General features: G+C 63.9%; 21 protein-coding genes. 12 read left to right on the forward strand and 9 right to left on the reverse strand.

The genetic code is table 11. The features are described 5' to 3' along the window. Positions 1-295: 295 nt before the first annotated feature. Positions 296-466, reverse strand: coding sequence for a hypothetical protein (locus tag VB672_RS12565; RefSeq protein WP_329784525.1), 171 nt, complete (start codon positions 464-466; stop codon positions 296-298). Between VB672_RS12565 and VB672_RS12570 the strand changes: the two genes are divergently transcribed. Further along, on the forward strand, positions 453-1,661 hold the full coding sequence (locus VB672_RS12570) for an efflux RND transporter periplasmic adaptor subunit (RefSeq protein WP_329784526.1): 1,209 nt from the start codon (positions 453-455) through the stop codon (positions 1,659-1,661). The two genes, VB672_RS12565 and VB672_RS12570, sit on opposite strands and share 14 nt — an antisense overlap. After that, the gene (locus tag VB672_RS12575) at positions 1,661-4,807 is read left to right on the forward strand and encodes an efflux RND transporter permease subunit (protein WP_329784636.1); all 3,147 of its coding nucleotides are present in this window, start codon (positions 1,661-1,663) and stop codon (positions 4,805-4,807) included. Before VB672_RS12570 ends, VB672_RS12575 begins: the two co-directional genes overlap by 1 nt. Before the next feature lie 29 nt (positions 4,808-4,836). Here VB672_RS12575 and VB672_RS12580 read toward each other — a convergent pair whose 3' ends face one another. Beyond that, on the reverse strand, positions 4,837-5,211 hold the full coding sequence (locus tag VB672_RS12580) for a hypothetical protein (protein WP_329784527.1): 375 nt from the start codon (positions 5,209-5,211) through the stop codon (positions 4,837-4,839). A gap of 128 nt (positions 5,212-5,339) precedes the next feature. Between VB672_RS12580 and VB672_RS12585 the strand changes: the two genes are divergently transcribed. Together VB672_RS12585 and VB672_RS12590 are read left to right on the forward strand one after the other, a co-directional pair. Next, positions 5,340-7,406 carry a prolyl oligopeptidase family serine peptidase gene (locus VB672_RS12585; RefSeq protein WP_442932024.1) on the forward strand — a complete coding sequence of 689 codons (2,067 nt, stop codon included), beginning with the start codon at positions 5,340-5,342 and terminating at the stop codon, positions 7,404-7,406. A gap of 284 nt (positions 7,407-7,690) precedes the next feature. Then, the gene (locus VB672_RS12590) at positions 7,691-10,129 is read left to right on the forward strand and encodes a helicase-related protein (protein ID WP_329784528.1); all 2,439 of its coding nucleotides are present in this window, start codon (positions 7,691-7,693) and stop codon (positions 10,127-10,129) included. A 3-nt stretch (positions 10,130-10,132) separates the two neighbouring features. Here the strand turns inward: VB672_RS12590 and VB672_RS12595 are convergent, their stop codons facing one another. Continuing rightward, entirely contained in the window at positions 10,133-11,302 is a 1,170-nt protein-coding gene (locus VB672_RS12595; protein ID WP_329784529.1) for a M20 aminoacylase family protein, read from the reverse strand. A gap of 96 nt (positions 11,303-11,398) precedes the next feature. On the opposite strand from VB672_RS12595, the gene VB672_RS12600 reads away from it, so the two are divergent. The 6 genes from VB672_RS12600 to VB672_RS12625 all read left to right on the forward strand — a co-directional run bounded on the left by VB672_RS12600 (position 11,399) and on the right by VB672_RS12625 (position 17,359). Beyond that, positions 11,399-12,085, forward strand: a complete 687-nt coding sequence (locus VB672_RS12600; protein ID WP_329784530.1) for a phosphoribosyltransferase — start codon at positions 11,399-11,401, stop codon at positions 12,083-12,085. Between the two features lie 187 nt (positions 12,086-12,272). Then, positions 12,273-13,313 carry an ABC transporter substrate-binding protein gene (locus tag VB672_RS12605; RefSeq protein ID WP_442932018.1) on the forward strand — a complete coding sequence of 347 codons (1,041 nt, stop codon included), beginning with the start codon at positions 12,273-12,275 and terminating at the stop codon, positions 13,311-13,313. 10 nt (positions 13,314-13,323) lie between these two features. After that, positions 13,324-14,172 carry an ABC transporter permease gene (locus VB672_RS12610; RefSeq protein WP_329784532.1) on the forward strand — a complete coding sequence of 283 codons (849 nt, stop codon included), beginning with the start codon at positions 13,324-13,326 and terminating at the stop codon, positions 14,170-14,172. Beyond that, a complete protein-coding gene (locus tag VB672_RS12615) occupies positions 14,169-14,960 on the forward strand; it encodes an ABC transporter permease (RefSeq protein ID WP_329784533.1) in 792 nt (263 codons plus the stop codon). The genes VB672_RS12610 and VB672_RS12615 overlap by 4 nt, the downstream gene beginning before the upstream one ends. Before the next feature lie 6 nt (positions 14,961-14,966). Next, positions 14,967-16,034 (forward strand): ABC transporter ATP-binding protein, encoded by a 1,068-nt coding sequence (locus VB672_RS12620; protein ID WP_329784534.1) that lies wholly within the window; start codon positions 14,967-14,969, stop codon positions 16,032-16,034. Continuing rightward, positions 16,034-17,359 (forward strand): amidohydrolase family protein, encoded by a 1,326-nt coding sequence (locus VB672_RS12625; protein ID WP_329784535.1) that lies wholly within the window; start codon positions 16,034-16,036, stop codon positions 17,357-17,359. The genes VB672_RS12620 and VB672_RS12625 overlap by 1 nt, the downstream gene beginning before the upstream one ends. 3 nt (positions 17,360-17,362) lie before the next feature. Here the strand turns inward: VB672_RS12625 and VB672_RS12630 are convergent, their stop codons facing one another. After that, a complete protein-coding gene (locus VB672_RS12630) occupies positions 17,363-19,237 on the reverse strand; it encodes an adenine deaminase (RefSeq protein WP_329784536.1) in 1,875 nt (624 codons plus the stop codon). Positions 19,238-19,320: 83 nt separating this feature from the next. Here VB672_RS12630 and VB672_RS12635 point away from each other — a divergent pair, with 83 nt between their 5' ends. Next, the gene (locus VB672_RS12635; RefSeq protein ID WP_329784537.1) at positions 19,321-20,244 is read left to right on the forward strand and encodes a nucleoside hydrolase; all 924 of its coding nucleotides are present in this window, start codon (positions 19,321-19,323) and stop codon (positions 20,242-20,244) included. A gap of 36 nt (positions 20,245-20,280) precedes the next feature. Further along, positions 20,281-20,808: an ankyrin repeat domain-containing protein gene (locus tag VB672_RS12640; RefSeq protein ID WP_329784538.1), complete on the forward strand. Its 528-nt coding sequence runs from the start codon at positions 20,281-20,283 to the stop codon at positions 20,806-20,808. Between the two features lie 2 nt (positions 20,809-20,810). On the opposite strand, the gene VB672_RS12645 is transcribed toward VB672_RS12640, so the two are convergent. The 5 genes from VB672_RS12645 to VB672_RS12665 form a co-directional block, all read right to left on the reverse strand. Further along, positions 20,811-21,668: an SAM-dependent methyltransferase gene (locus VB672_RS12645; protein WP_329784539.1), complete on the reverse strand. Its 858-nt coding sequence runs from the start codon at positions 21,666-21,668 to the stop codon at positions 20,811-20,813. After that, positions 21,665-22,819, reverse strand: coding sequence for an NAD(P)/FAD-dependent oxidoreductase (locus tag VB672_RS12650; protein ID WP_329784540.1), 1,155 nt, complete (start codon positions 22,817-22,819; stop codon positions 21,665-21,667). Before VB672_RS12650 ends, VB672_RS12645 begins: the two co-directional genes overlap by 4 nt. Continuing rightward, positions 22,816-23,529 carry a methyltransferase domain-containing protein gene (locus tag VB672_RS12655; RefSeq protein ID WP_329784541.1) on the reverse strand — a complete coding sequence of 238 codons (714 nt, stop codon included), beginning with the start codon at positions 23,527-23,529 and terminating at the stop codon, positions 22,816-22,818. Before VB672_RS12655 ends, VB672_RS12650 begins: the two co-directional genes overlap by 4 nt. A 7-nt stretch (positions 23,530-23,536) precedes the next feature. Next, positions 23,537-24,628 carry a type III polyketide synthase gene (locus VB672_RS12660; RefSeq protein WP_329784542.1) on the reverse strand — a complete coding sequence of 364 codons (1,092 nt, stop codon included), beginning with the start codon at positions 24,626-24,628 and terminating at the stop codon, positions 23,537-23,539. 117 nt (positions 24,629-24,745) lie between these two features. Beyond that, positions 24,746-25,660 carry a DMT family transporter gene (locus VB672_RS12665; RefSeq protein ID WP_329784543.1) on the reverse strand — a complete coding sequence of 305 codons (915 nt, stop codon included), beginning with the start codon at positions 25,658-25,660 and terminating at the stop codon, positions 24,746-24,748. Positions 25,661-25,675 lie beyond the last annotated feature (15 nt).

Below are 25,675 nucleotides of genomic sequence, written 5' to 3' on the forward strand. Positions count from 1 at the left end.
ATGAAATTTGCGCTTCTATCGCTTTGAGTTCGCGCTCGAGCTTTGCTGTGCGCCGAGGTTCGGAGGAAAAAAGCTTCTGCTTCTTGCTTTTCATCAAGCACTCCACGGTCCGGCGCAGCCCACCGCCTTCTCGAAAGAAGTGGGCAGCGTACGGATGGCCATGATTGTGCCCCCTGCAAATTCTTCGTTTTGTGTTTGGAGCGGATCATACCCGAGCGCGGCTGTTCGTCTGTCAGGAACCCGACATAAGGAAAGATTTTGTTAACAAAGGTTAAAGTGCCGCAGGTGCGGTAACTCAGTCGCTTTCGAGCCGTGATCCGCCGCGGAACTCCAGCAGGACCAGGATGTTCATGCAGAGGAGCTGGAGACCTGCCGTCTGCCGCTCACCCTTGACGACGAGGTCGAAGTCGGTCCTCCACGAGGGCAGCTCCTCACGAAGTCCGGAGGGCACATTGGTCAGGCGCATCCTTCTTATCGTCCTGGTTGGCCTGGCCCTGGCCGCAGGTGTTTACGTCTATATGAACCGCTCGCCCGATGCGCCTGTCCAGACCCAGGCTTCGGGTGCTCCTGCGCAGCCTCCGCCTCAGGTCGGCATTGTCGTCGCCCAGCCGGCCGAGGTGCCTTATCCGGTGGAATATGCCGGCCGCGTTGCGGGGTTTCGGGATGTCGAGGTGCGCCCACGGGTCGGCGGCCTCCTGCTCAAGCGCGAGTTCGACGAGGGAGCGCGGGTCACGCTGGGCCAGGTGCTCTTCCGCATCGACCCAGCGACCTACGAGGTGGCTCTGAGCCGCGCGGAGGCGCAACTGCAGCAGGCCGAGGCAGCATTCCGTCAAGCGGAGGAGAACTTCAACCGGGTCGAGCCGCTCGCCCGGCGCGGCGTCTCCTCTGATGTGCAGCTCGAGGAGGCCCGATCTCAGCGAGATCAGGCCAGGGCCGGCGTCCAGCTCGCAGAGGCCGAGGTTCAGAATGCCAGGCTGAACCTGAGCTACACGACCGTGACGGCGCCGGCCACCGGAATCACCGCGTTGGAGTCACCGCCGGTCGGTGCCCTGATCCAAGCGCAGCAGACGCTGCTCACCACCATTTCCCAACTCGATCCGGCCTATGTGAATTTCTCCTACACGGACGAGGAGAACCGGGCCTTCCGTGCTCTCAACGAGCGACGGGAGAAGCCCATCTCGGAGAGGGATCTGAACGTCGAACTGCAATTCGGGCAGGGAGCCGGCTATCCTCAACCGGGCAGGATCGATACGGCCGCTCAGCGGGTCGATCCGCAAACCGGTACGATCCAAGCGCGGGCGATCTTCCCGAATCCCGACGGCGCGTTGCTGCCCGGCCAGTTCGTTCGCGTGCGCTTGACCGGCATCACGCTTCCCGATGCGATCGTCGTGCCTCGTCAGGCTGTGAGCCAAGGCCCTCAGGGTCCCTCGGTCTATGTCGTCGGAGAGAACGACGTCGCACAGGCTGTGCCGATCCGATTGGGGCCCGAAGTTGCAGAAGGATGGGTCGTCCAGGGCGGCTTGAAAGGGGGCGAGCGGATCGTCGTCGATGGCGTCATCCGGGTCCGTCCCGGCCAGCCCGTCAGGCCGGTACCGATCGACCCTCAGAATGCGCAGACGACCGGCTCCCCCGGTGAACAGCACCCCGGAGCGCGGCCATGATCTCCAAGTTCTTCATCGACAGGCCGATCTTTGCCTCGGTCCTGTCGATCGTCATCGTGCTCGTTGGCCTGCTGGCGATGAGAATCCTGCCGGTCGCGCAATATCCCGAGATCGTTCCGCCGCAGGTCGTGGTCTCCGCGACCTATCCGGGCGCCAGCGCTCAGACCATCGCAGAAACCGTTGCGGCTCCCCTGGAGCAGCAGGTCAACGGCGTCGAGGACATGATCTACATGCAATCGACGTCGACCGGTTCCGGGACGATGAGCCTGTCGGTCTTCTTCCGCACCGGCACGGACGCCGATCAGGCGACGATCAACGTGAACAACCGGGTCCAGCGTGCAACCGCCGTTCTGCCCGAGGAAGTGCGGCGCCAGGGCGTGACGGTGAACAAGCGGTCTTCCTCGATCCTGCAGATCGTAGCTTTGTCGTCGCCGGACCGGCGTTACGACACGATCTACATTTCCAACTATGCGCTGGTGAACATCATCGACGAGCTGCGGCGCACGCCGGGCGTCGGAGATGCGTCGCTCTTCGGGGCCTCCGATTACTCCATGCGGATCTGGCTCAAGCCCGACAAGGTGGCTCAGTACAACCTGACGCCAGGCGACATCGCCGCCGCCATCCGAGATCAGAACGCCCAGTTCGCCGCGGGACGCTTTGCCGAGGAGCCAAGTCCTGGGCAGCAGGCTTTCACCTATTCCGTCACGACACAGGGACGCTTCGCCGATCCCCGCGAGTTCGAGCAGATCATCCTGCGTTCGGACGAAAACGGCGGGGCCCTTCGCCTGAGGGATGTGGCGCGGGTCGAGCTCGGGTCGCAGAACTATTCGACGGTCGCCACCCTCAATGGCGCTCCCACGGTGCCCATCGGCATCTATCTCCAGCCCGATGCCAATGCTTTGGAGGTCTCGAATGCCGTTGCCGCCACCATGGACCGGCTGGCGCAGCGATTCCCGGACGGGCTGCGTTACGACGTGCCCTTCGACACGACCACGTTCATCGAGGTCTCCATCGAGGAGGTGGTGCGAACCTTCGTCGAGGCGATCGTGCTGGTCGTGCTCGTGGTTTTCCTCTTCCTGCAGAACTGGCGCGCGACCCTGATCCCGCTCCTCGCCGTTCCGGTGTCCATCATCGGCACGTTCGGGGGCATGTATCTGCTCGGCTTCTCGATCAACCTTCTCACCCTGTTCGGCATGATCCTTGCCATCGGCATCGTGGTGGACGACGCGATCATCGTGCTGGAGAACGTCGAACGCATCATGACGACGGAGCGCAAGCCTGCGCGCGACGCGGCCATCCAGGCCATGCAGGAGGTGAGCGGGCCGGTGATCGCCGTGGTGCTCGTGCTCTGCGCCGTGTTCATTCCCGTATCCTTTCTCGGCGGCCTCGCCGGCGAGCTCTACCGACAGTTTGCCGTCACGATCGCGGTGTCGGTGGTGATCTCCGGTATTGTCGCGCTGACGCTCACGCCCGCCCTGTGCGCGCTCCTCCTCAAGGAGGGGCACCAGGAGCCGTGGCTGCCGTTCCGTGTCTTCAACCGCGGCTTCGATTGGGTGACCCGGACGTTCACGGCCGGTACGGCCTTCTTCCTGCGGCACGCATTGGCCGCTCTGCTGTTCATCGGCGTCATGCTCGGTGCCACCTGGTGGCTGTTCGAGCGGGTTCCGGGCGGTCTCGTGCCGGCGGAGGATCTGGGGTCGGTTTTCGTCGTGACCGCGCTGCCGCCGGCCGCCTCTCTTGACCGCACCCTCGCGGTCACGACCAAGGTGACGGAAGGCGTCATGCAGAATCCGGCGGTCGCCGATGTGGTGACGTTGGCGGGCTTCGATCTCCTGTCCGGCGCCCAGAAGACGAATGCCGGCGTCTCCTTCGTGTCCCTCAAGGACTGGTCGGAACGCACCGATCCACGACTCGATGCGCGCAACCTTGCCCCGGCCTTCGCGGCGCTCAATGCCAACTTTCGCGATGGTGTGGCCATTGGTTTCAATCCGCCGCCGATCCAGGGACTGAGCACGACCGGCGGCTTCGAATTCTATCTGCAGGATCGGTCCGGGGGCAGCCTCGACAATCTCGCCGAGGCGGCGCAGAGGGTCATTCAGGCGGCCCGCCAGCGGCCGGAGGTGATCGGGGTATCCACCACCTTCAACACCGGCGTGCCGCAATACCGCATTGATGTCGATCGCGATAAGGCGAAGGCGCTCGGGGTACCCATCTCGGCCATTTTCGACACGATGCAGAGCACGTTCGGGAGTCTCTACGTCAATGATTTCAGCCTGTTTGGGCGCACCTACCGGGTCAGCCTCTCGTCGGAGGCCGAGTTCCGGCAGTCTCCCAACGACCTGCGGCATGTGTTCGTCCGCTCCGATAACGGCACCATGGTCCCCCTGAACGTGCTTCTCACCACGGCCCGCATCGTCGGACCCGACGTGGTGGACCGGTTCAATGTCTTCCCTGCTGCGAAGATCCAGGGCAACCCGGCGCCTGGATATTCATCCGGGCAGGCCATCGCCGCCATGAACCAGGTCGTCGCTCAAACCCTGTCGTCCGACTACTCGATCGGCTGGACGGGATCCGCCTATCAGGAACTGCAATCGGCCGGCACCGGATCGCAGGGGTTCCTCTTGGGTCTCGTCATGGTCTTCCTCATCCTCGCCGCGCAATACGAGCGCTGGTCTCTTCCGTTCGCCGTCATCACGGCGGTGCCCTTCGCCGTCTTCGGCGCCATCCTCGCCATCTGGCTTCGTGGGATCGAGAACGACATCTATTTCCAGGTCGGGCTCGTCACCCTCATCGGCTTGGCGGCCAAGAATGCGATCCTGATCGTCGAATTCGCGGCCGATCGGTACAGGGCAGGGGAGACCGTCTACGACGCGGCGCTCGATGCAGCCCGCCTTCGATTCCGGCCCATCGTGATGACGTCGCTCGCCTTCATCCTGGGCGTCGTGCCGCTCGCGATATCGACAGGCGCAGGCTCGGCGAGCCGTCACTCGGTCGGCACGGGCGTCATCGGCGGGATGCTTGCCGCGACCTTCCTGGCCATTCTCTTCGTGCCGCTGTTCTTCCGTCTGGTGACGCGGGAGCAGAAGTCGGCAGATCCAGCCTCCGCACCGGTGATCCCCGAATCCGCGCCTGCGAAGGAGGTCTAGATCCCGATCGATGGCGAGGCGATGGTTCGTCAGCGCCTGCGCAGCCGCTCGATAGCCTCCTTATGGACGGCAGGGTCGACATCGTATTCCTCGGCGAGACGCCCGATCTCGGCTTGCCGGTCCTCGGCAGAGAGCTTCGGGTTGAGGCTCGCGACCGCGGCCAGGAAGGAGGCGCCCGCAAAGACCGGGTCGCGGCGCCTCGCGGTCTGCTCCCGCTCCTTCTTCAACTCGGCCTGACGTTGACGATAGGTTTCAAGCGGGCCCAGCGCCCGCACGGCCCTGTTGCGCAGGGCTTGCACCGGGAGGTCGTGCTCTCCGGCAATTTCAGGAAGGACCTGCTCCGGATCTTCTCCGGCCATAAGGGCATCGGCAAGGTCTTCGAGTGCGGATACAAATGGATCCATATCGGCCCCTTCAAGTGCGATGATCGTCAACGGATGGTGATCCGTTCGGTTCTGGGCAAAGTGTTGCCCAAGGCTCGCGCTGACCAATAATCCTTCAGACCGATTCTCGCCCGCCCCACATCATCAACCTGAAGACGGAAACCACGATCATGGCCGAACGGAAGCAGGAGCAACCCGATCCCTATCTCTGGCTGGAGGATGTGGAGGGACAGGAGGCGCTCGCCTGGGTACGCGCCCACAACGAGATCACCGCGGCCGCCCTGTGCGATCCTGCTTTCGAAACCGATCAGCAGGCGCTCTACGAAATCTCCACACGTCCTGACAACATTCCCTTCATCACCCGAAGGCGCGGTCTCCTCTACAATTTCTGGCAGGATGTAAACCATGTGCGCGGCCTGTGGCGGCGTACGTCGATCGAGAGCTACCGGACACCGCAACCCTCCTGGGAGACGATACTCGACATAGACGCGCTGGCGCGGGAGGAAGGCGAGGACTGGGTCTGGAAGGGCTGCGGCACGCTCCAGCCGGAGCAGCGCTACGGACTGGTCAGCCTGTCCCGCGGCGGAGCTGATGCGGTCGAGATCCGGGAGTTCGACCTCGTCGAGAAGCGTTTCGTCGAGAACGGCTTCGCCCTTCCCGAGGCCAAGGGCGGTGCGGCGTGGCTCGACAAGGACCAATTGCTGGTTTCCACGACGCTCGGCGGGAATGCCGCGACCGCGTCTGGATATCCGAGAACAGTCCGGCTTTGGCAACGAGGCTCGGACTTTCACGAGTCTCCCGTGCTCTTTCAGGGCGAGTACAACGACATCTACATCTCGGCATCGGTCGACCTCGAACCAGGCTACGAGCGGATCTTCTACCGGCGGCAGATCACTTTCGAGGAGGGGATCAGCTATCTCGCGCAGGAGCAAGGCGATCCCCTGCGCATCGACTTGCCTCTCGATGCCCGTTTCGGCATCGAGCAGGACTGGATGGCGGTGAAGCTCAAGAGCGACTGGGAACTGCCGGAACAGACCTATGCGGCCGATTCTCTCCTCGCGATCAGCTTCTCCCGCTTTATGGCCGGTGACCGGACTTTCGAAGTGCTGTTCGAGCCCGGACCGCGCCGGGTGCTCGCCGGGTTCTGGGCGACGAAATCTCGCCTCGTGCTCACGGTGCTCGACAATCTGGCGAGCCAGATCTGGCTCGCGACACCCGGAACGCCATGGCGGCTGGAGAGATTGGAAGGACTTCCGGAGAACGCGGCCGTCCACGCCATGTCGCTCGATGCAAGCATATTCGAGCGCACAGACGAGTTTCTCCTGTCGATCTCCAGTTTCATCGAACCGACGAAGCTGGCCCTCGTGACCGAGGACCTGCGGATCGAGGTGCTCAAGGAATCCCCGCCCGCATTCGACGCTTCGGGCCTGGAGGTGACCCGGCACGAGGCCGTCTCCGTCGATGGCGAGCGCATTCCCTACTACCAGATCGGGCCGAGGGAGCAGCAAGATCCCCGTCCTGCCGTGCTCTACGGCTATGGTGGATTCTCGGTCTCCATGACGCCGGGCTATCTCGGTGGGATCGGCAAGACCTGGCTGGAGCGCGGCCATGTCTGGGTGGTCGCCAACATCCGCGGCGGCGGCGAGTTCGGAGCCGCTTGGCACAAGGCCGGCATGCGCGAAGGCAAGCGCCTGTCCCACGACGATTTTGCCGCCATCGCCCAGGATCTCGCCAGGCGCGGCGTCACCACGGAAAAGCAGCTTGCGGCCTATGGCGGTTCGAATGGGGGCCTGCTCGTCGGCAACATGCTGACCCGCTACCCCGAGCTTTTCGGGGCGATCTGGTGCACCGTGCCGCTCCTCGACATGCAGCGCTATACGCGCCTTCTGGCGGGCCCGAGCTGGGTGGCCGAATACGGAGACCCCGACAAGCCCGAGGACTGGGCCTATATGGCGGGCTTCTCAGCCTATCAGAACCTACAGGAGGGCCGGGACTACCCGCCGGTGCTGCTGGTCACATCGCGGCGCGATGACCGGGTTCATCCGGGCCACGCCCGCAAGATGGCCGCCAAGCTCGAAGCCATGAAGCAGCCGGTACTTTTCTACGAGCCCGATGACGGCGGCCATGGCGCGGCCAACAAAAAGCAGGCAGCGTTTTTGACCGCCCTTGGGTTGTCCTTCCTCAGGAAGACGCTCACCGGAGAAGGCGGGGTCTGAAACTCGCCTGGGGAAAAACAGCGCGGTGGGGCGTCGATGCTAGCCGGCGCATCCCTTGATATTGCACACTGCCAGCATCACATAGGGGGAGAAAGATTCGAGCGTTCAAGGACTTAAGTCATGCTTCCCAAGATTTTGGGCTGATCCTGGCCGCGCTGAGCATTTCCCCTGCAAAACATCTGCGCCTCTCCGGTGTTAATCTCGGCATGAAGTCGGAACTCCGAGCAGGTGCTCATGAACAGAGCCTGGGTGGCAAGAGGCTGCTCCGGCACGTGAAAGTCTGAATGTCCAAGAAGTCGAAACAACTCGTCAGCCTCAATCACCTGCCCGGAATCCTGCTCGCCAGCATGGCCGAATGCGAGCGCTGGATCGAGGCTGGGCTGATCCCAGTGGCCGAGCGCCGAACCTTTCAGAAGCGCGGACGAAGCTTCGAGGCGCCGATGTTCGACCCGGAGGTCGTCGCGGCCCTGGCGGCCGAGGTTCCTGTCTGGCGCGCGCAAGGGGGCGAGGCGCCTGAGCGCAAGGGACCAATGCAAGGAACCGCCCGTGATGAGGACACCTTCCAGCCGATGGACGATGCTGCCCATCGGCGTCGGCAGAGCATCCTCGCGACCGTTCGGAAGAACACCGGGATCTATATCGCCGAAGATATCCGCAGGATCGAAAGAGGCCGTTGGAAGCCGGAGCGGGTCTTTGCGGGCTATCGGGCCGTGTTCAGCAGGCCGATGCAGATCCTGCCGGACAGCGCTCCCGTCGATATCGCCATCGAATACGCCTTTGGCGAACCGCTGGAGGTTGCCGCGGTCGCGCTTGCACCGGCGCGCGTGGAGCGCGCCGAGCTTGCGGCTGCCTCCGAAGTGCTTGAGGCGAGCCTCGTCGAGCTGCGCGATGCAACCGTTGCGGCCTGCGAGCAGGAGCTGGCGAGCTGGCGCGACGAGCTCGAGACCTATCTCGATGCCTACGAGGATGCGGATGAGCGCCAGGCCATCCTCGGCGGGATCCAATTGGCTCTCGAAAAGCTCGACAGAATCCATGCCTCCGACAAGGGCGGGCCAGCGGGTGCCGGACGCAAGCTCCGGCAGAAACTCGACGATTATCGCTCAAAGGCTGCCGCCCGGCGGCTGCGGCATCTGCGCGAGGCGCAGATCCGCGAGGCCTCCGGGTACGAAAGCTATGCGGCGATCTTTCCTGTCGCACGCTCCCTAAATCGTCGCTTCCTGTTTCTTGCCGGGCCGACCAATTCCGGCAAGACCTACGAGGCTCTGAAGCTCGCGCGTGAGGCCGAGACGGCCGAGATCCTCTCGCCCCTGCGGCTTCTCGCGCTGGAACACTTCGAGCGCATGAGCGAGGATGGCCTCGCGGCCGGCATGGTGACGGGCGAGGAGCGCGTGCTGTCGGACGGCGCGACCCATATCGCCCGTACGATCGAAACCCTGGACCTGCACCGCGTCGTCGACGTTTGCGTAATCGACGAGGTCCAGATGCTCGGCGACCCGAGCCGCGGCTGGGCCTGGACGCAAGCGATGGTCGGAGCTCCTGCGAAACTCGTGGTGCTGACCGGGGCGCCGGAGGCCATTCCCCTCGTTGAGCATCTGCTCGCCATGACCGGCGAGCCGCTGGAGGTGAAGATTCTGAAGCGCAAGGGCAAGCTGCGCGTGGAGGGCGTGCCGGCCAATCTCAACAAGCTGATGCGAGGCGATGCCGTCGTGGCCTTCACTCGCCGCGACGTGCACGACCTGCGCACGCGTCTGGTCGCGGCCGGGCGCACGGTGGCAACCGTCTATGGTGCTCTTGGACCGGAAGTCCGCCGGGCCGAGGCCGCGCGCTTCCGCAACGGCGAGGCGGACATTCTCGTCGCGACGGACGCAATCGGGATGGGCTTGAATATCGGGCCGCTCAGGAGGGTCGTGTTCTCGACCCTGCGCAAGTTCGACGGCGTGCGCGAGCGACAGCTCAGCGCCATGGAGATCAAGCAGATCGCCGGTCGGGCAGGGCGCTTCGGCCACCATGACGAAGGCCTCGTGACGGCGCTGTCCGAGTCGGGTGCCTATGCCCAGGTCGAGACCGTCATCCGCAACGCACTGAATGGCGACGCCGCCAAACTGCGTGGCAAGGCCTTCGTGCGTCCGAACCAGGAGACGGTGCTGTCGGCAAGCGAGGTCTTGCAGACCGATCGGCTCGGCCGTGTCCTCCGCCATCTGTACGACACGCTCGTCGCCGGTCATCCGGACCTGCGCATGGCCGACATGGACGAGATGATCGAACTGGCGACGCTTCTCGACACCGTGGACATGCCGATCCTCGACCGTCTGTCCTACTCCATGGCGCCGGTCGACGGACGTGAGCAGCTGGCCGTCGAACTCCTCCTCGACTGGGCACGGCAGCACGCTCTGCATGGCCGAGTCCATGCGCCTGAGTTCGGCGTGAACACCGATCTTCTGAAGCTGGAAGCCCGGGTAAAGATCGCCACGACCTGGCTCTGGCTGGCTCAACGCTATTCGGAAGTCTTCGAGGACGTGGAGGCGGTCGTTGATCTGCGCGCGAGCCTCAATGCGAAGATCGAGGAAAAGCTGGTTGCTACCTCCGTTTCCCACCGCCGCAGACCGGACGAGAAGTCTCGAGGCAGCAGGAACACGAAACCGCAACGCCAGAAGAACAGGCGTCGCGACCGGGCTGAGGCTGCAGCGGGCGAAGCAGAACCCTATCGCGTCAGAGGGCGCTGATCCTCACGGCGCGAGTTCCTGCTCCACGAGCGCGACCCAGAAGGCGACGCCGGTGGGAATGGCATCGTCGTTGAAGTCATACGCGGTGTTGTGGTGCAGCGCTCCGTCGACGGCAGGCCCGTTGCCGAGCCACACATAGGCGCCCGGCGCGGCCTCGCCGAAGAAAGCGAAATCGTCCCCTGCCGTCGACGGCTCGAAATCCGTCACGACTTTGGAGCCGCACACAGCCCGCGCCGCCTTGAGCGCACGGGCCGTTGCGTCCGCATGGTTGACGACTGGCGGAATGCGGCGGCGGAACTCGTACCGCACCTCGATACCGAACATGGCGGCGACGCCACGCGCCAGCCGCTCGATTTCCGCCTCAAGCTGATCGCGCACCTCGGCCGAGTAGGCTCGCGCGGTGCCGCCGATCTCCACCACATCCGGGATGACGTTGAGCGCCCGTGGATCTCCGGCCTGAATCGAACAGGCGCTCACCACGGCGGGCTGCAGCGGATTGACCACGCGGCCGACGATGGTTTGCAGAGCGGAGAGGAAGTGGCCGCTCGCCGTGATCGGATCCTTGCCGAGATGCGGCTTGGCCCCGTGAGTGCCCACACCCTTGAAGGTCACGAGCCATGTATCCGACGAGGCAAGCTGCGGACCTGGGGTGACGGCCATTTCGTCGGTGCTCAGACCCGGCATGTTGTGCAGGCCATAGACCGCATCGCAGGGAAAGAGTTCGAAAAGCCCATCTTCGACCATCTTCTTCGCGCCGCCCCGGCCTTCCTCCGCCGGCTGGAAGATGAAATACACCGTGCCTGAGAAGTTGCGGGTTTTCGCCAGATGGCGAGCGGCTCCGAGCAGCAGGGTCGTATGGCCGTCATGGCCGCAGGCATGCATCTTTCCGTGGAATTTCGACTTATAGGGCCGCTCCGCCTGCTCGGGCATGGCCAGGGCGTCCATGTCGGCGCGCAGGCCGATAGTGCGTGTGCCGTCGCCGACCTGCAGGGTGCCGACCACGCCTGTCTTTCCCAAACCGCGATGCACGCGAAGGCGCACCTCTTCCAGCAGGGTGGCCACGATCCCGCTCGTCCGCTCCTCCTCGAACCCCAGCTCCGGATGGGCATGGAGGTCATGGCGGAGGTTGCGCAGGAACGGGAGGTCCGCCTGGATGAGGTCCTTTTGGGGCATCGGGATGTCGTCCTGGATTTGCGGCCGGAATCGTTCGATAACCCGGCAAGGGACAGGCCACAATCATCCTGTGTAACTCAAGGGCAGAGACCATAGATGCAGCCTCACGATTTTTGGCAGGAAATCCATCCGCCTCGGAGCTTCGAGCGGCTGCCGGCGGAGGGGCATCGCGGGTTCTTCCCAGCCGAGTTCGAGGATGGCCGTCAGCTCCGCCTGCCGATCCGGGAACTGCCGGATGGGGAGCACGCTCTCGCATCCCTGATTATCAACCAGGCCGGGTTTGCCGTTGAAGATGCCCTGTGCGCCAGCCTTGCCGAGAAGGTTCGGCCCTTCGAGCCGGAGGTGGTCGTTGGGTTGCCGACCTTGGGGCTTACCCTGGCCAGCGGCACGGCCAAGAAGCTGGGGCACAGCCGCTACGTGCCGCTTGGGACCTCGCGCAAGTTCTGGTACCGCGAGGACCTCTCCGTTCCGATGAGCTCCATCACCAGCCCGGAGCAAGTGAAGCGCCTCTATGTCGATCCGCGCATGCTACCGCTGATCGAGAACCGTCGCGTTCTGCTCGTCGACGACGTGATCAGCAGCGGGCGCTCCATCGTGGCGGCCCTGAAGCTGCTGGAGGCCTGCGGGACCCGGCCCGTCGCCATCGGGGCGGCGATGCTGCAGACGGATGCCTGGCAGGAGCCGGTTTCAAACGTGTATCCTCATGCGTTGGATCGAGTCCTGGGAGTGCTGCGAACCCCGCGCCTCAAGCGCACTTCGACGGGTGGCTGGGCTCCTGAATAACCTGTCCCGGTTTTGCGGGTTTTTTGCGCAGATTGCCTGTAAGGTAGGCAGAGACCTCGCCGGGTAGGGCTTCCCCGAGGCTATGGTTGTGTTAATGCGTGGTCCCTGGAGGGCAGATTTCGCCCTCGTGAAGGGTATCGGCCCCCGAATCTTGGCTGTGAAACATGAGAACCCGGGAGATCCTGAGATGATAGGGCGTTGGCAGAAACCGGTCACGGGCATGGCTCTTGTTCTGATGGCGCTGGCAACCGCTCCGGCGATGGCGCAGGACAAGACGCTGACGATCTCCTGGTGGGGTTTCAACGGCGACAAGCTGGAAGAGATCATTCTCAAGCCCTTCCGCGCCCAGTGCGGCTGCGATCTGGTTTTCGAGACGGGCAACAACGCCGACCGCCTGAACAAGATCAAGATCCGCGGCGGCGGCGGCGTGGATGTGGTGTATCTCACCGACAGCTATTCCCAGATCGGCATCCAGGAAGGCCTGTTCCAGCCGGTCGACCGCTCGAAGATCCCGAACATCAACGGCATCTACGATCTCGCCAAGGAGCCTCAGGGCAAGTTCGGCCCGGCCTATACCATCGGCCGTGTCGGCATCATCTATGACAGCGCCAAGGTGTCGGCTCCGATCACCTCCTGGAACGACCTGTGGCGCGACGATCTCAAGCGCCGCGTCTCCCTGCCGGGCATCACCACCACGGCCGGGCCGATGACGGTCCTGGTTGCCGCCAGCAAGGCCGGGGTCGATCCCTACAAGGACGAGAGCGCGGCCTTCAAGGCCCTCGAGCAGCTCAAGCCCAACGTGGTGAAGAACTATAACACTGGGTCCGAACTCGTGAACCTGTTCTCGACAGGCGAGATCTCGGTCGCCATGGCGCAGGACTTCACCCTGGCTCAGATCCAGGCGGCCGTGCCGACCGTACGCTGGGCCGAGCTTAAGGAGGGCGACTACGCCACCCTCAACACGGTCAACATCGCCAAGGGCGCGGCCAACCCCGAGCTGGCGCACCAGTTCATCAACTTCATCCTCGATCCGAAAATCCAGCAGACGCTGGCCGAGCGGGGCGTCGATGCTCCGGTTGCCACCTCTGTGCAGCTAAAGCCCGAGGAAGCCGCCCGCTGGACCTATGGCCCGAAGATGATCTCGTCGCTCAAGCGCCTCGACTACGAGAAACTCAATGCGGCCAAGAGCGATTGGCTCGACGCCTGGAGCGAGGTCTTCGGGAAGTAACTCTGCCATCATGACATCAAGACGATTCTGGCGCCGCAGCGGCGCAACCGGGTGGGCGCTGACGGCGCCCGCCACGCTCGCGGTAATCGGGTTCCTGATCGTGCCCATCGGGGCCGTGATGGCCGGCACCTTCATGGATCCGCGTGGCGTCTTTGCTCCCTACATCTCCTATTTCAACAGCGGCTTTCGTACGACCGTCCTGTTTCGGACGCTTCAGATTTCCGCCTTCACGACGATCATCTCCCTGATCTTCGGCTTCATGACCGCCTACGTGGTGTCTCGCGCGCCGGGGAAGCTGAAGAGCCTGCTCATCGTTGCGGCCGTCTTCCCGCTCCTGACCGGCGTCGTGGTCCGGGCCTTTGCCTGGCTCATCATCCTGGGCCGCAACGGCATCCTGAACCAAACCCTGCTCGGGTTCGGCATCGTCGACGAACCGCTCGAGATGCTCTACACGCAGGGCGCCGTCATCACCGGCATGGTCTATCTTTTCGTGCCGCTGATGGTGTTGTCCCTGGTCGGCGTGCTGGAGAACATCCCCAAGGATGTGCTGCAGGCCTCCTCGTCGCTCGGTGCCTCGCCCATGGCGACGTTCTGGCAGGTGCTCCTCCCCTTGGCCGTTCCCGGCCTGATCGTCGGCGCCGTGCTGGTTTTCACCGGCAGCTTCACGGCTTACGCCACGCCGCAGCTCCTGGGCGGAGAGCGGCAGACGGTCCTCGCCACGCTCCTGCAGCAGCGCGCCATGGTGTCCTTCGACTGGGTCGGCGCCTCGACCATCGCCACCATCATGACGGTGATCACAATTTCCATCGTGCTTGCGATGAGCACCATCGCCCGCCGCATCAACCCCATGGCTACGTGATGTCTGACAGACCTCATCCCATGCTCATCCTCGTCGCGGCATTGGTCTATCTTTTCCTGATGGTGCCGCTCGTCATCGTCGTCGGCGCGGCCGTGAGCGACACCACCTACCTGACTTTTCCGCCGCAAGGTCTATCCCTTCGTTGGTTCGAGAACATCTTCGAAATCAGCGCCTTCCGGCGAACGATCGTCACGAGCCTGCAGATCGCCTTTCTGGCAACGTTCATCGCGCTCCTGATCGGCATTCCGGCCGCCTATGCGCTCAACCGCTTCAGGGTCGAGCTGCCCAAATGGCTCGGGACCTTGTTCGTGCTTCCGATCCTTGTGCCTGAGATCGTGTTCGGCTTCGCTCTGCTGAAGTCGCTGACGGTCGGAACCGGCGCGCCGATCTTCCTGGCGCTTCTCGTCGGACATACGCTGATCGTCCTGCCCTACGTGGTGAGGGTGATCAGCGCGAGCCTCGCATCCTTCGACTTCTCGATCGAGGAGGCGGCGATCAGTTTGGGCAGCGCGCCGGTGAAGACCTTCTTCACCATCGTTCTGCCGAATGTGCGGGCAGGGGTGATCGCGGCCTTCATTCTCGCCTTCATCACCTCGCTCAACGACGTGTCGGTCTCGCTCTTCCTGACGGGGCCGGGCATCAGCACCCTGCCGATCCAGATCCTGGCCCATGTGGAGCAGTTCTTCGACCCGACTGTCGCTTCCGTGTCCGTCCTTCTGATGTTCCTCACCGTGGCCGTGATGGCCATCGTGGAGCGGACCCTCGGTCTTACCTTTCTTGCGAAGTAGCTTTCCGTGACACAACCCCTCGACATCAACACGGTCTCCGCCCATTACGGGACGACCAAGGTTCTCGAAGACCTCTCGCTCTCGGTCCAGGCCGGCGAACTCGTGTCTCTTCTCGGCGCCAGCGGCTGCGGCAAAACTACGACCTTGCGCCTGATCGCCGGCTTCCTGTCTCCGACCAGCGGATCGATCTCGCTCGGCGGGCGGGATCTGACGCGGCTTCCCACCCACAAGCGCGACATCGGGCTCGTCTTCCAGAATTACGCCCTGTTCCCGCACCTGTCGGTTCTCGACAACGTCGCCTTCGGCCTCAAGCAGCGGGGCATTGCCCCAGCCGATCGCCGCAAGCGAGCCATGGCGATGCTGGATCGTGTGGGGCTCTCTGCCCTTGCCGACCGGGCGCCCGGCGCTCTCTCGGGTGGCCAGAAGCAGCGCGTGGCCCTGGCTCGGGCGCTCGTCATCGAGCCGCCGCTGCTGATGTTCGACGAGCCGTTGTCCAATCTCGATGCAAAGCTCAGAGTCGACATGCGCGTCGAGATCCGGCAGCTGCAGCGAGCCAACGGCACCACCTCGGTCTATGTCACGCATGATCAGGAGGAGGCGTTCTCGATCTCCGATCGGGTTGCGATCATGAATGCCGGGCGACTCATGCAGTTCGACCGGCCGGAGGTGCTCTACCGCCGCCCAGCCAACACTTTCGTAGCCCGTTTCGTCGGTTTCGAGAACATCATTCCGTTCCAGGTGGTCGGACGTGACGGCGATGTCGTAACGGCGCAAACATCAGGAATGCAGTTGCGCCTGTCGCAAAATTTGTTCGGTGCGATCCCCGACACCTTCCTGCTCGCCACGCGACCGGATGGGTTGCTGGTGTCGACAGACGCGGCTGCCGAAGGACTTCCGGCGCGCCTTGGCCTGCGGACCTATCTCGGCCGCGCCTACCAATATCATTGCGAGACGGCGGCCGGACAACTCGTCGCCAACGGCAGCCTGACGACGCCGCTAGAAGCAGCCACCCAAGTAAAGCTTGTGCCTGTTCCGGAGCAATGCACCATCCTCGGCACCGAGGGAGACGAGTGATGGCGTCGATCCTCATCAGGAACGCCTGCCTGCTTCCCATCGACGACACCATGAGCGTTATTGAGCGGGGGTGGGTCCACGTCGAGGACAGCACGATCACGGCGCTCGGGTCCGGCGAGCCGCCACAGATCGAAGTCGCCGAGATCGTCGATGCCGAGGGCGACGTGGTCATGCCCGGCATGGTCAATCCTCACGCCCATCTTGCGATGACCCTATTCCGCGGTCTCGGCGAAGATGTCGACGACCGACTTTTTCGCTATGTGCTGCCCATGGAGCGCAAGTTCGTGACGCCCGAGATGGTGCGCGTCGGCACGCTTCTCGGCGCGCTCGAGTCCATCGAGGCTGGCGTCACCACCATCGCCGACATGTATTATTATGAGACCGAAGTGGGGCGCGCGCTCGATCAGGCGGGGTTGCGCGGGGTCGTGGGCCAGACGCTCGCGACCTTCGATCCTCCGGATCACAAGACCGTCGACGAGGGTTTCGCACTCGTCGAGGAATTGGTCGCCGAGTTCTCCGGCCATGATCGGATCGTTCCGTCGATTGCGCCTCACGCCCCTTATTCGACCGATATCGAGGTCATGGCACGCGTTGCCCGCTGGGCCGAGGACCATCCCCGCGTCCCGGTGCAGCTCCATCTCGCCGAGATGGGCAGCGAAATGGAATGGTGCCGCAAGAACCATGGCCTTCGGCCCGTCGCGGTTGTCGAGAAGGCGGGGCTTCTGGTGCCCGGACTGATCGCGGCCCACTGCCTGCACATCGACCCCTTCGAGATCGAGCGCATGGCCAAAGCAGATGTGCGCGTGGCTCATAACGCCCGCTCGAACGCGAAGGCGGGGCGCGGCATTGCGCCCATAGAGGCCATGCGCGCGGCCGGCATCAAGGTCGGCATCGCCACCGACGGGCCGATGAGTGGCAACACCCTCGACCTGTTCAGCCAGTTCGGTCCGGTCTCGATGTTCCAGAAGTTGCTCGGTCACAGCCGCAAACCCATGCCGGCCGCCCAGGTGATCCGCATGGCGACCCTGGAAGGCGCGCAGGTGCTCGGCCTCGACAGCCGTATCGGCTCGCTGGAGCCCGGCAAGCAGGCGGATCTCATTCGCATCGACCTATCGGCGCCGCGCATGCAGCCGGTCTATGACATCTATGCCATGCTGGTGTTCTCCGCCATGCCGGCCGACGTTCAGGACGTGATGGTCGGCGGCCGCTGGATCATGCGCGGCCGCAATGTAGAGAGCCTGGAGCGCAAGAAGGTCCTGCGCGACGCAGGCCAGATCGCAGCGGCCTTCAAGGCCGAGATGACCCGGATCGACGCTGCCGGCTGATCTTTACCAGACGACCGGGTGCGTCTGCCCGGTCGCCACATTGACGAAGCCCTGCGGAGCGGCCTCGCAAGGCGCGACGAGAACCCAGCGCCAGGGCGCACAGGTGAGGGTCGCGAACTGAAGGCGCTCCGGAAATCCAGGATACCAGCGCGGAGAGAAGGTGGGCTCATAGAGCCACTCGATCTTCTCCGCTGCCGCGTAAAGCCGCTGCATATCGGCATCGAGCGCTTCCGCCGGGCGCTGGGTCATCAGTCCGCCGATCTCGTAGCGCACCTCGGCCAGTATCCTGCCGCCGCTGACAAGAACCCAGCCGCCGCCGATCTCCGTCACGCGATTGGCCACCATCGCCATGGCTTCGTCGGACGATCCGACAATCCAGAGATTGTGCTTATCATGGGCAACCGTGCAGCCCACCGCCGTATCGGGGGTCTTAGGGCCGCAGCCGAGCCAGAACATGCGGGAGATCAGGCCCTCGCCCGAAAAGCGGTCGACGATGGCAAATTTCGTGACATTCCGGGCCGGATCGCGCTGGACCTCGCCGTTCTCCACCGGAAGATCCATGGTGATGAAGTCGTCGTGCCAATGGAACGGGCGCAACAGCGCGGCTTGCATCGTCGTGCGCCCAGGTGCGGCCGCGATGGCGAAATCCTTCGGCTCGATCCGGCGCTGGATGTTGACCGTCTTCGAGGCCCAGACCGGCCAGTCGATCGAGGGCAGGAACCCGAGATAGTCTGTTTCCTTCGACACGGGCGCTCCGTCCGCCCAAACCTCGACGATGGACAGTCTCTCCACATCGTCCAGCAGTACGACGTCGGCAAAGCGTCCCGGCGCGATGCTGCCGACCCAGGGCGTCAGCCGCATGTGGCGGGCCGGGTTGATGGTCACGCACTGGATCGCGATTTCAGGACTAAGGCCTGACTGAACGGCGAGGCGGACATTGTGGTCCGTCGCGCCCATGCGCAGGGTGTCCGATGCGCTGCGGTCATCGGTAGCGAAAGCGACCTGCGACCAGTCGGAAAGACCGCGCTGGAGGAGACCCTGGATGATCTCCGGCATCGAGTGCGGCCTGATCTCGACGAAGATGCCGTGCCGAAGCTTGTCCCACACCTCCTCGGCCGTCCAGCCCTCGTGATCGGAGGCCAGACCTGCGGCGGCAAAGGCATTGATGGAGTTAAGATCGCGCAGGCCTGCCCCATGGCCTTCCACCACGCCGCGCTGCTCGAACGTCGCCTGGATCATGCCCCATAGGCGCTTGTGCGACGGATTCTCCGGGTTCCACACGGCAGGCCAGTCCATGACCTCGTCCAGGCCGGCGACCATGAGGGTTTGTTTCAGGAAACCCGCCTGCTCATCGTAGCCGTAATATCCGCCGCCCCATTCATAAGCTGTCGGCGGCACGGCCGATCCCGGCAGCGGGAAGATCTTCACGGGCGAGCCGTGCCGCCGGGCGGTGAGCCAGAATTCGAGATTGTGCGGACCATCCACATTCGAGAATTCGTGGCTCGCCTCGCAGGTCCAGGTATTGCCGCGCGGCAGAACAAGCGCCGCCTCGTATTCCGGCGTCAGGTGCGAACTTTCGATGTGCTTGTGCACCTCGCCGAATCCGGGAACCGCGGCAAGATCGCCCCGATCCACCCGCGCTCCGGCCGTTCCAGGGAAGGTGCCCGCCGGTCCGGTCCAGGCAATGCGCCGGCCTCGGATGGCAATCTCCTGATCCTCCAACCAAGTGCGCGTATGAACGTCAAGCAGGCGCCCGACCCGCAGCAGCATGTCCGCGGGCCGTTTACCCAAGGCAACCAGAACGAGGTCTTGGCGGATCGTCACCTCGTCCGCGGCATTCACCAGGAGGTCGTCGGGAAGCGAGGCTGAAGGGGTCACGGAGCACCTGTGGCTATGGTCAAATCCCGTCCGGTATCGGATAAGCGGCCGAACGGACTCACAGCAAGGTTTCTAGCCCCATCATGCCCGACGCAAAACCCCGGCTGACCGTCATCGACACGGACCCAGGCATCGACGATGCCGTCGGCATCCTCCTTGCGCTTGCCTCGCCCGAGTTCTCCATTGCGGGCATGACAACGGTCGCGGGGAACATCGGCATCGAAACCACGACGCGCAATGCGGGCCGATTGCTCGCCTTCGCGGGCCAGGAGGGCATTCCGGTCTTCCGGGGCGCTGCCGCACCGCTTTCCCGGCCGGGACCCGAGCCGCTGAACTTGCATGGCGAGGACGGCATCGGCGGCGTCAATCTGCCCGAACCCTCACGGCAGCCGGAAAGCAGGACCGCCGTCCAGTGGCTGGCGGATCTCCTGCTCCATGAGCCCGCCGGAACAGTGGACATATTCGCTCTCGGACCGCTGACGAACATCGCCAAACTCATTCTTGACAGGCCGGACGCTGCCCGGCGCATCGGCCGGATCATCGCCATGGGCGGCGTGATCCGCGAGGCGGGGAATGTGGGTCCGCGCTCGGAGTTCAACCTGTGGGCCGATCCTGAAGCGGCAGATGTCGTCGTGTCCTCGGGTCTGTCCCTCGTGCTCGTGCCGCTGGACGTGACCCGGCGGGTGCGCGCCACGCGGGATTTCGCGGAGGCGCTGCGGGCACCCGCAAAGCCTCTCGCGTCCATGGTGGCCGATCTCGTCGAATCCTATTTCGAAACGAAGACACATCAGGAGAGCCGCCCGCTCCATGACCCATGCGTGATGCTCTTCGCCCTGGCGCCGGAGCTCTTCCGCCTCAAGGACCTGCGCCTGAGCGTCAACACAGGACCCGCAGAGGAGGCGGGAGCGTTGACGATCGAAGAGAGCGGGACATCGGTTCAGGTCGCCCTGGGCGTCGACGGCCCAGCCGCTCTCGAGCTCCTCGCCAGGAAATTGACCGCTGTCTGAGGCGTGACCTGGTACAACAGCGCTTCGGAGATGAAGATGCAGAATGAACCGCCCAAGCCGGAACTGGACGAGGAGACCATCGCCTTCGCCCAGCGTGTTTTCCAGCATGCCAGGGCAGGGCAGGCCCAAGACCTCGAGGACTTGTTGCGCATGGGGTTGCCGCCGAACCTGCGCAACGAAAAGGGTGACTCGTTGCTGATGCTGGCGAGCTACCATGGTCATGTGGATACCGTGCGTGTCTTGCTCGCCCATGGTGCCGATCCGGAGCTCGCCAACGATCGGGGGCAGACGCCGCTCGCCGGTGCTGCCTTCAAAGGCGACATGGCCACGATCCAATGCCTGCTGGACGGGGGAGCGGATGCCAACGGCCGCAGCGAAGGCGGCAAGACCCCACTCATGATCGCTGCCATGTTCAACCGAACCGAGATCGTCGATACCCTTCTCTCGCGAGGGGCGGATCTCCAGGCGCGCGATGCGGGCGGGCTCACCGCCGAGGCGCTCGCCGGCGCCATGGGGGCATCGGATGCCGCGGAAAAACTTGCCAAGGCGACGGGGCAGACTTGATGTCAGACGGGGCCTAATGGCTTTTGAGCCGTCAGGAACCCGTAGCGCATCGATCCCGTGACATAGGCAAGCCAGATGCGTGGGAGGCTCAGGGCGAAGACGCGGTTGCTGGAGCGCGCGTCGAGCAGGTAGTGTCGGTAGTGCGAGTGGGTCAGGAGCTTTTTCGCGACCCGGCCGGCGCAGAGAGACCAAGTGCGCCTGACGTTCCGGCTGAGATCTTCGAAGCCGTCGACGATGAAGCCGGATCTTTCGGCCCATGTGCGATAATCCGACTCGGTGCCCATTCCGGGGAGGCGGCCCTCGCGACAGATCGGCTCCAGAAGATGGCGCTCCTCCCATGGACGGACCTGGTCACGGGCGAGCCAGGCGCAGAGGGCAAGCCGCCCGCCCGGCCGCATGGTGCGATACGCTTCATCGAAGAACCGCTGCTTGTCGGGCATGTGCTCGGAACTTTCGATGGCGATCACATGGTCGAATGCGCCGTCCTCGAACGTGTTCGTGAGCCAGTCTTGGAGCATGAAGTTGAGAAGGGAGGATCCGGCGGCGCGCCTCTCCGCCTGCCGAAGTTGCGCCGACGAGAGGGTGACGCCGGTGACGTAAACACCGTAATGTCCGGTAAGCCATTCGGCGGTTGCACCATAACCGCAGCCGATGTCGCAGATCCGTTGCCCGGGTGCGAGGGCCAATGTGTCGGCAAGGTGGGCAATCAGAGCCTCGACTGCCTGGTCGGGCGTTTCGTGGCCCGTCGTCCAGAGACCATGATGGACGTGCTCGCCCCAGATCTCGCGATAGAAGGGATCGAGGTCGTCGTAGTGTTCCGCCACTGCGGCGGATGATTGGGGCTCCCTGGGAAGGATCATGATGCAACGAGCGCCCGGTGCACGGATGCCTCGTGCACGCGGGTCAGGGTGGTGACATGCTGCATGGCAGCCGGCCAAGTTCGGCAGAAATGAAAGACCGCCTGCTGGCCCGCCGCATGCCGCACGGCACGGTTCAGGATCGATGCCAGACGGATCGACCGTTGGATGTCGGATCGTATCCGATGATGGAAGATCGAGCTCGTCCGGCCGTGCGCAAGATACATCGAGGCGGCCAGGCATCCACTGTGCAGGGCAATCGACATGCCGTCGCCGGTGAAGGAGGGGATGACGCCCACCTGATCGCCCAAGCGGAACAGCCCCTGCTGTTCGCTGGAGTCCGGTTCGTGGAGGAAGCCGTAGGGAATCTGGAAGATGGCCAGCGGACGCTCGAAGAGAGATTGCGCGCCCTGCAGACGTTCCGCCAGATGAGGGCACTCGCTGGCAATATGATCGAGAAGCGCGTCCCAGCTTTTGCCGACCTGGTCGAAACACGTGCGAGAAACGACGAGGCAGAGATTGGCGATTCCGTGTTCGACCATCTGAAGCCCGGCGTAGCCGCCGGAGAACAGAATGACCTCGACAAGGCCTTCGAGCGCCTGCTGCTGTCTCATCGCCAAACGATAATGCACTTTAAAGCCGATGAGATCGTCCATGGTGCCGGCTGACGCCCGCTTCATTCCTCTGACGTCATGCTTTCCGGTGGCCAGGAAGACCGCATCCGCAGAGATTGGATCCCCCGCCGCAATTTCGGCGTGGACTTGCGACGGGTCCGCAGAGATGGACCGCACAGCCTGTCCTCTGATGATCCGGGCACCTCGAATCCGGGCTTGGTCCAGCAGAGCCTCGTCCAAGGTCCTGCGGGACAATCCTCTGGCGGCGAAGGGCAGGGCGACTTCGGTCAGCTTACGTTTCCGAATGAGACGCAGACGCGAGATGCGGCTTGCCCCGAGGCCCTCGAGGTCGATGCCGAGACGAGTCAGATAGGTTTGAGCCTCGATGCTCAGAAACTCGCCGCAGACCTTGTGCCGGGGCTCCGCATCGCGCTCGATCAGAAGGACGGAACGTCCGGCTTCTGCCAGGATGCAGGCCGCGGACGTGCCGGCGAGACCGCCGCCGACGATCACGATCTCCTCTTTGCGTCCACTGATCATTTCAATCGGCTCACGCAGAGCCGAAAGGACGGATACCAGCGGATTCGGGCTGTTCCGGGTTCCAGGCCGGCTGCGGCCAGGATGGCCTCCCAATCCTTTCGGCGGAAGCTGCGGGCGATCGAGATCGGTCCGTCATGCCGGACGAAGCGATGCCATCCCGCCGCCCAGGACAGGATGCGGAAGAAGTGGAACGGGATCGGATGACGGTGGAGATCCGCGATGAACCAGCCACGCGCGGCAACTCGCTCCATCCAGCGGACGAAGCCGGCCAGTTCCTCATTCGACATATGATGCGTCGTCTGCGAGCAGAGGATGAAGTCGACGGGGCGTTCAGGCTGGAAGTCGAAGACGTTACCGGTTCTGTATTCGATGGAGACACCCGAAGGCGTCGCGGCACGAGCGATCGGCTCGCTCATGGGATTGAGATCGACGCCGATCAGGTCGATGAGCCGGTTCCGGCGGCGGCTCCAGGTATGGATTCGGCGCAGCAGGTCGCCGTAGCCATAGCCGACATCCAGGATGGTGACGCGCTCGTTCGGATCGAGGTGCCGGGTGGCGCGGTCGAGCCATTTTAGGACCGGCCCGTGGGTCATGGTCACGACATTGACGGCGGCCAGATCCTTCAGGCAGGCGCGGTAGTCGTCCAGGCTAACGGACTCGGTGTCCATCCATTCCGTCTCTGGGCTGCGCTCGGCGAAACTCCGGCCCATGACGGTCTCATTCGGCAAGGGAGAAGCGGAAAGTCTCGGCCACCAGCCCCGGACCGAATGCCATGCCGAAGCCGTTCGTGGTCGGCGGCGCATCCTGTATCATCCGGCCCAGCACGAACATCAAGGTGGCCGAGGACATGTTGCCGAAGTCCCGCAGCACGCCGCGCGACCACTGCAACGCGTCCGGTCCCAGATCGAGACCCTGCTCGACCGCATCGAGGATCGTTCGCCCTCCCGCATGCACCGCCCAAAGGTCGAAATCGTTCTTGTGCTGGCCGCGCAGAATGCCGCCGTCGTCGTTGCGGGTCGCCTCGTGGCGAAGTGCTTTCGTAATCTGCTGGGGAACCTCTCCGGACAGGCTCATCTCGAACCCGGAATCGCCGATCCGCCAGGTAATGAGATCACGGGTATCCGGAATCGTCGCGACCCGGAAATCCTTGAGTGCGATGCCTTTCGGCTCCGCCGAGACGAGGCTCGCCGCGCAGCCGTCGCCGAAGAGCAAGGCGCTGAGAATGACCTCGAGGTCTGACGTCTCCTGGAGGTGGAGCGTGCACAGCTCCAGGTTGACCACCAAAACCCTGGCATCCGGCTCGGATCTCACGATATGGTGGGCCACCTTCAGGGCGTTCACGGCAGCGGCGCAGCCCATGAACCCGACCATGGTCCGTTCGAGAGACGGGTTGAGCCCTAGCCGCTCCATGATCTGCTGATCGAGTCCGGGAGCAGTGAACCCGGTGCAGGAAGCCACGACCATATGAGTGATGGCGGCAAGGTCCTCGTTCAGGTCGAGAGCCTCGATAGCCTGCTGGGCGAGGTCGACGGCATGGGTCTCGAAGCGCTGCATGCGGGTGCCCGTTCCGGCGAACTGGCCCGGCCTGAAAAAGCCGTCCTGGTCGGCCGCAGCCTCAAGGTTCTCGCTTGGCGTCAGTGTCGAGTAGCGATGTTCGATCCCGGAGCGCTGGACCATCCGCCGGAAGATCAGCTTGTCCTTCCGCTCGGGCAGAAACTGGTCGACGAAGCCGATGAAAGTCTGATGGATGTCGTGCTGCGGGACGGCGGTGCCGATCCGGTTGATATACGCGCCTGCCAAGGAAACCACCCTGTCAACCTCGGCCCTGGCCCGGACATCGAGCGCTCAGAGCCCTATAGAGGCGAAGATAGGGCAGCCCGGCGATGAGGAAACGAAGGCTGGCGCAGAAGTCGCACCCGGAGGGCCTTAGTGGGTCATGGATGCGGCTTCGGTCTGAGCAGACCCGGCCGGGGCCTCGGTCTCAGGTCGCCCTCGCTTGAGGGTCTGCTCGCGGGCGAAGATGAACAGGCCTGCCGCCACGACGATGAAGATGCCGACCAGGGCCAGGGTGTCGGGCCATTCGTCGAAGAACAGCGCGCCGATGGCCAGAGCCCATAAGATCTGGCTGTATTGGGCCGCCCCGAGCCGGTCGGCCGGAGCATACAGAGTCGCGACGATGAACAGCGCCTGCGCGACGAAGGCCGTTGCGGCAAAGGCGAGCAGCAGGATCCATTGGTGTGTCGTCGGCCAGGTGAAGCCCGGGATCATCAGGATGCCTGCGAGAACGGTCGTAGCCAGGAAGACGGTTCCGATCAGGGTGAACCGCTTCTCCGTATGGCCGATCATCCTGCCCGTGATGACGCCGCCTGCCGCGCACAGTGCCGTGGCGAGCGCCGCCACGTGCCCCGGCAGGAATTCCCTGAATCCCGGGCGCACGATGATCAGCACGCCGATGAACGCCGCGCAGACGGCAAGGCCGCGGCGCCATCTGACATGTTCCTTGAGAATGAAGATGGAGAGCACCGTCACAAGGCTGGGCATGAGGAACAGAAGGGCGAAAGCCTCCGCGAAGGGCAGGCTCCGGAAGGCCATGACGCTGAACGGCGTCGTGGCGGCGATCAGGAAAACCCGAAGTCCCATGAGCCAGGGCCTGTTCCATCGCACCAGATCGACAGGGCTGTCGCCGGGCTTCATGAAGACGGGTGAGAGGAGAAGGGGGATGAGATATCCGAAGAAGGTGACCTCGAACGGATCGAGGCCATGCCCGATCTCCTTCACGACGGCATCGCCCCAGGCGAAGACGGCAAAGGCAAGAAAAGCGAGAAGAATACCTTTGACCATATTCGGACGATCCCG

This window comes from Microvirga sp. CF3016, assembly GCF_036314085.1.
GTDB lineage: Bacteria > Pseudomonadota > Alphaproteobacteria > Rhizobiales > Beijerinckiaceae > Microvirga.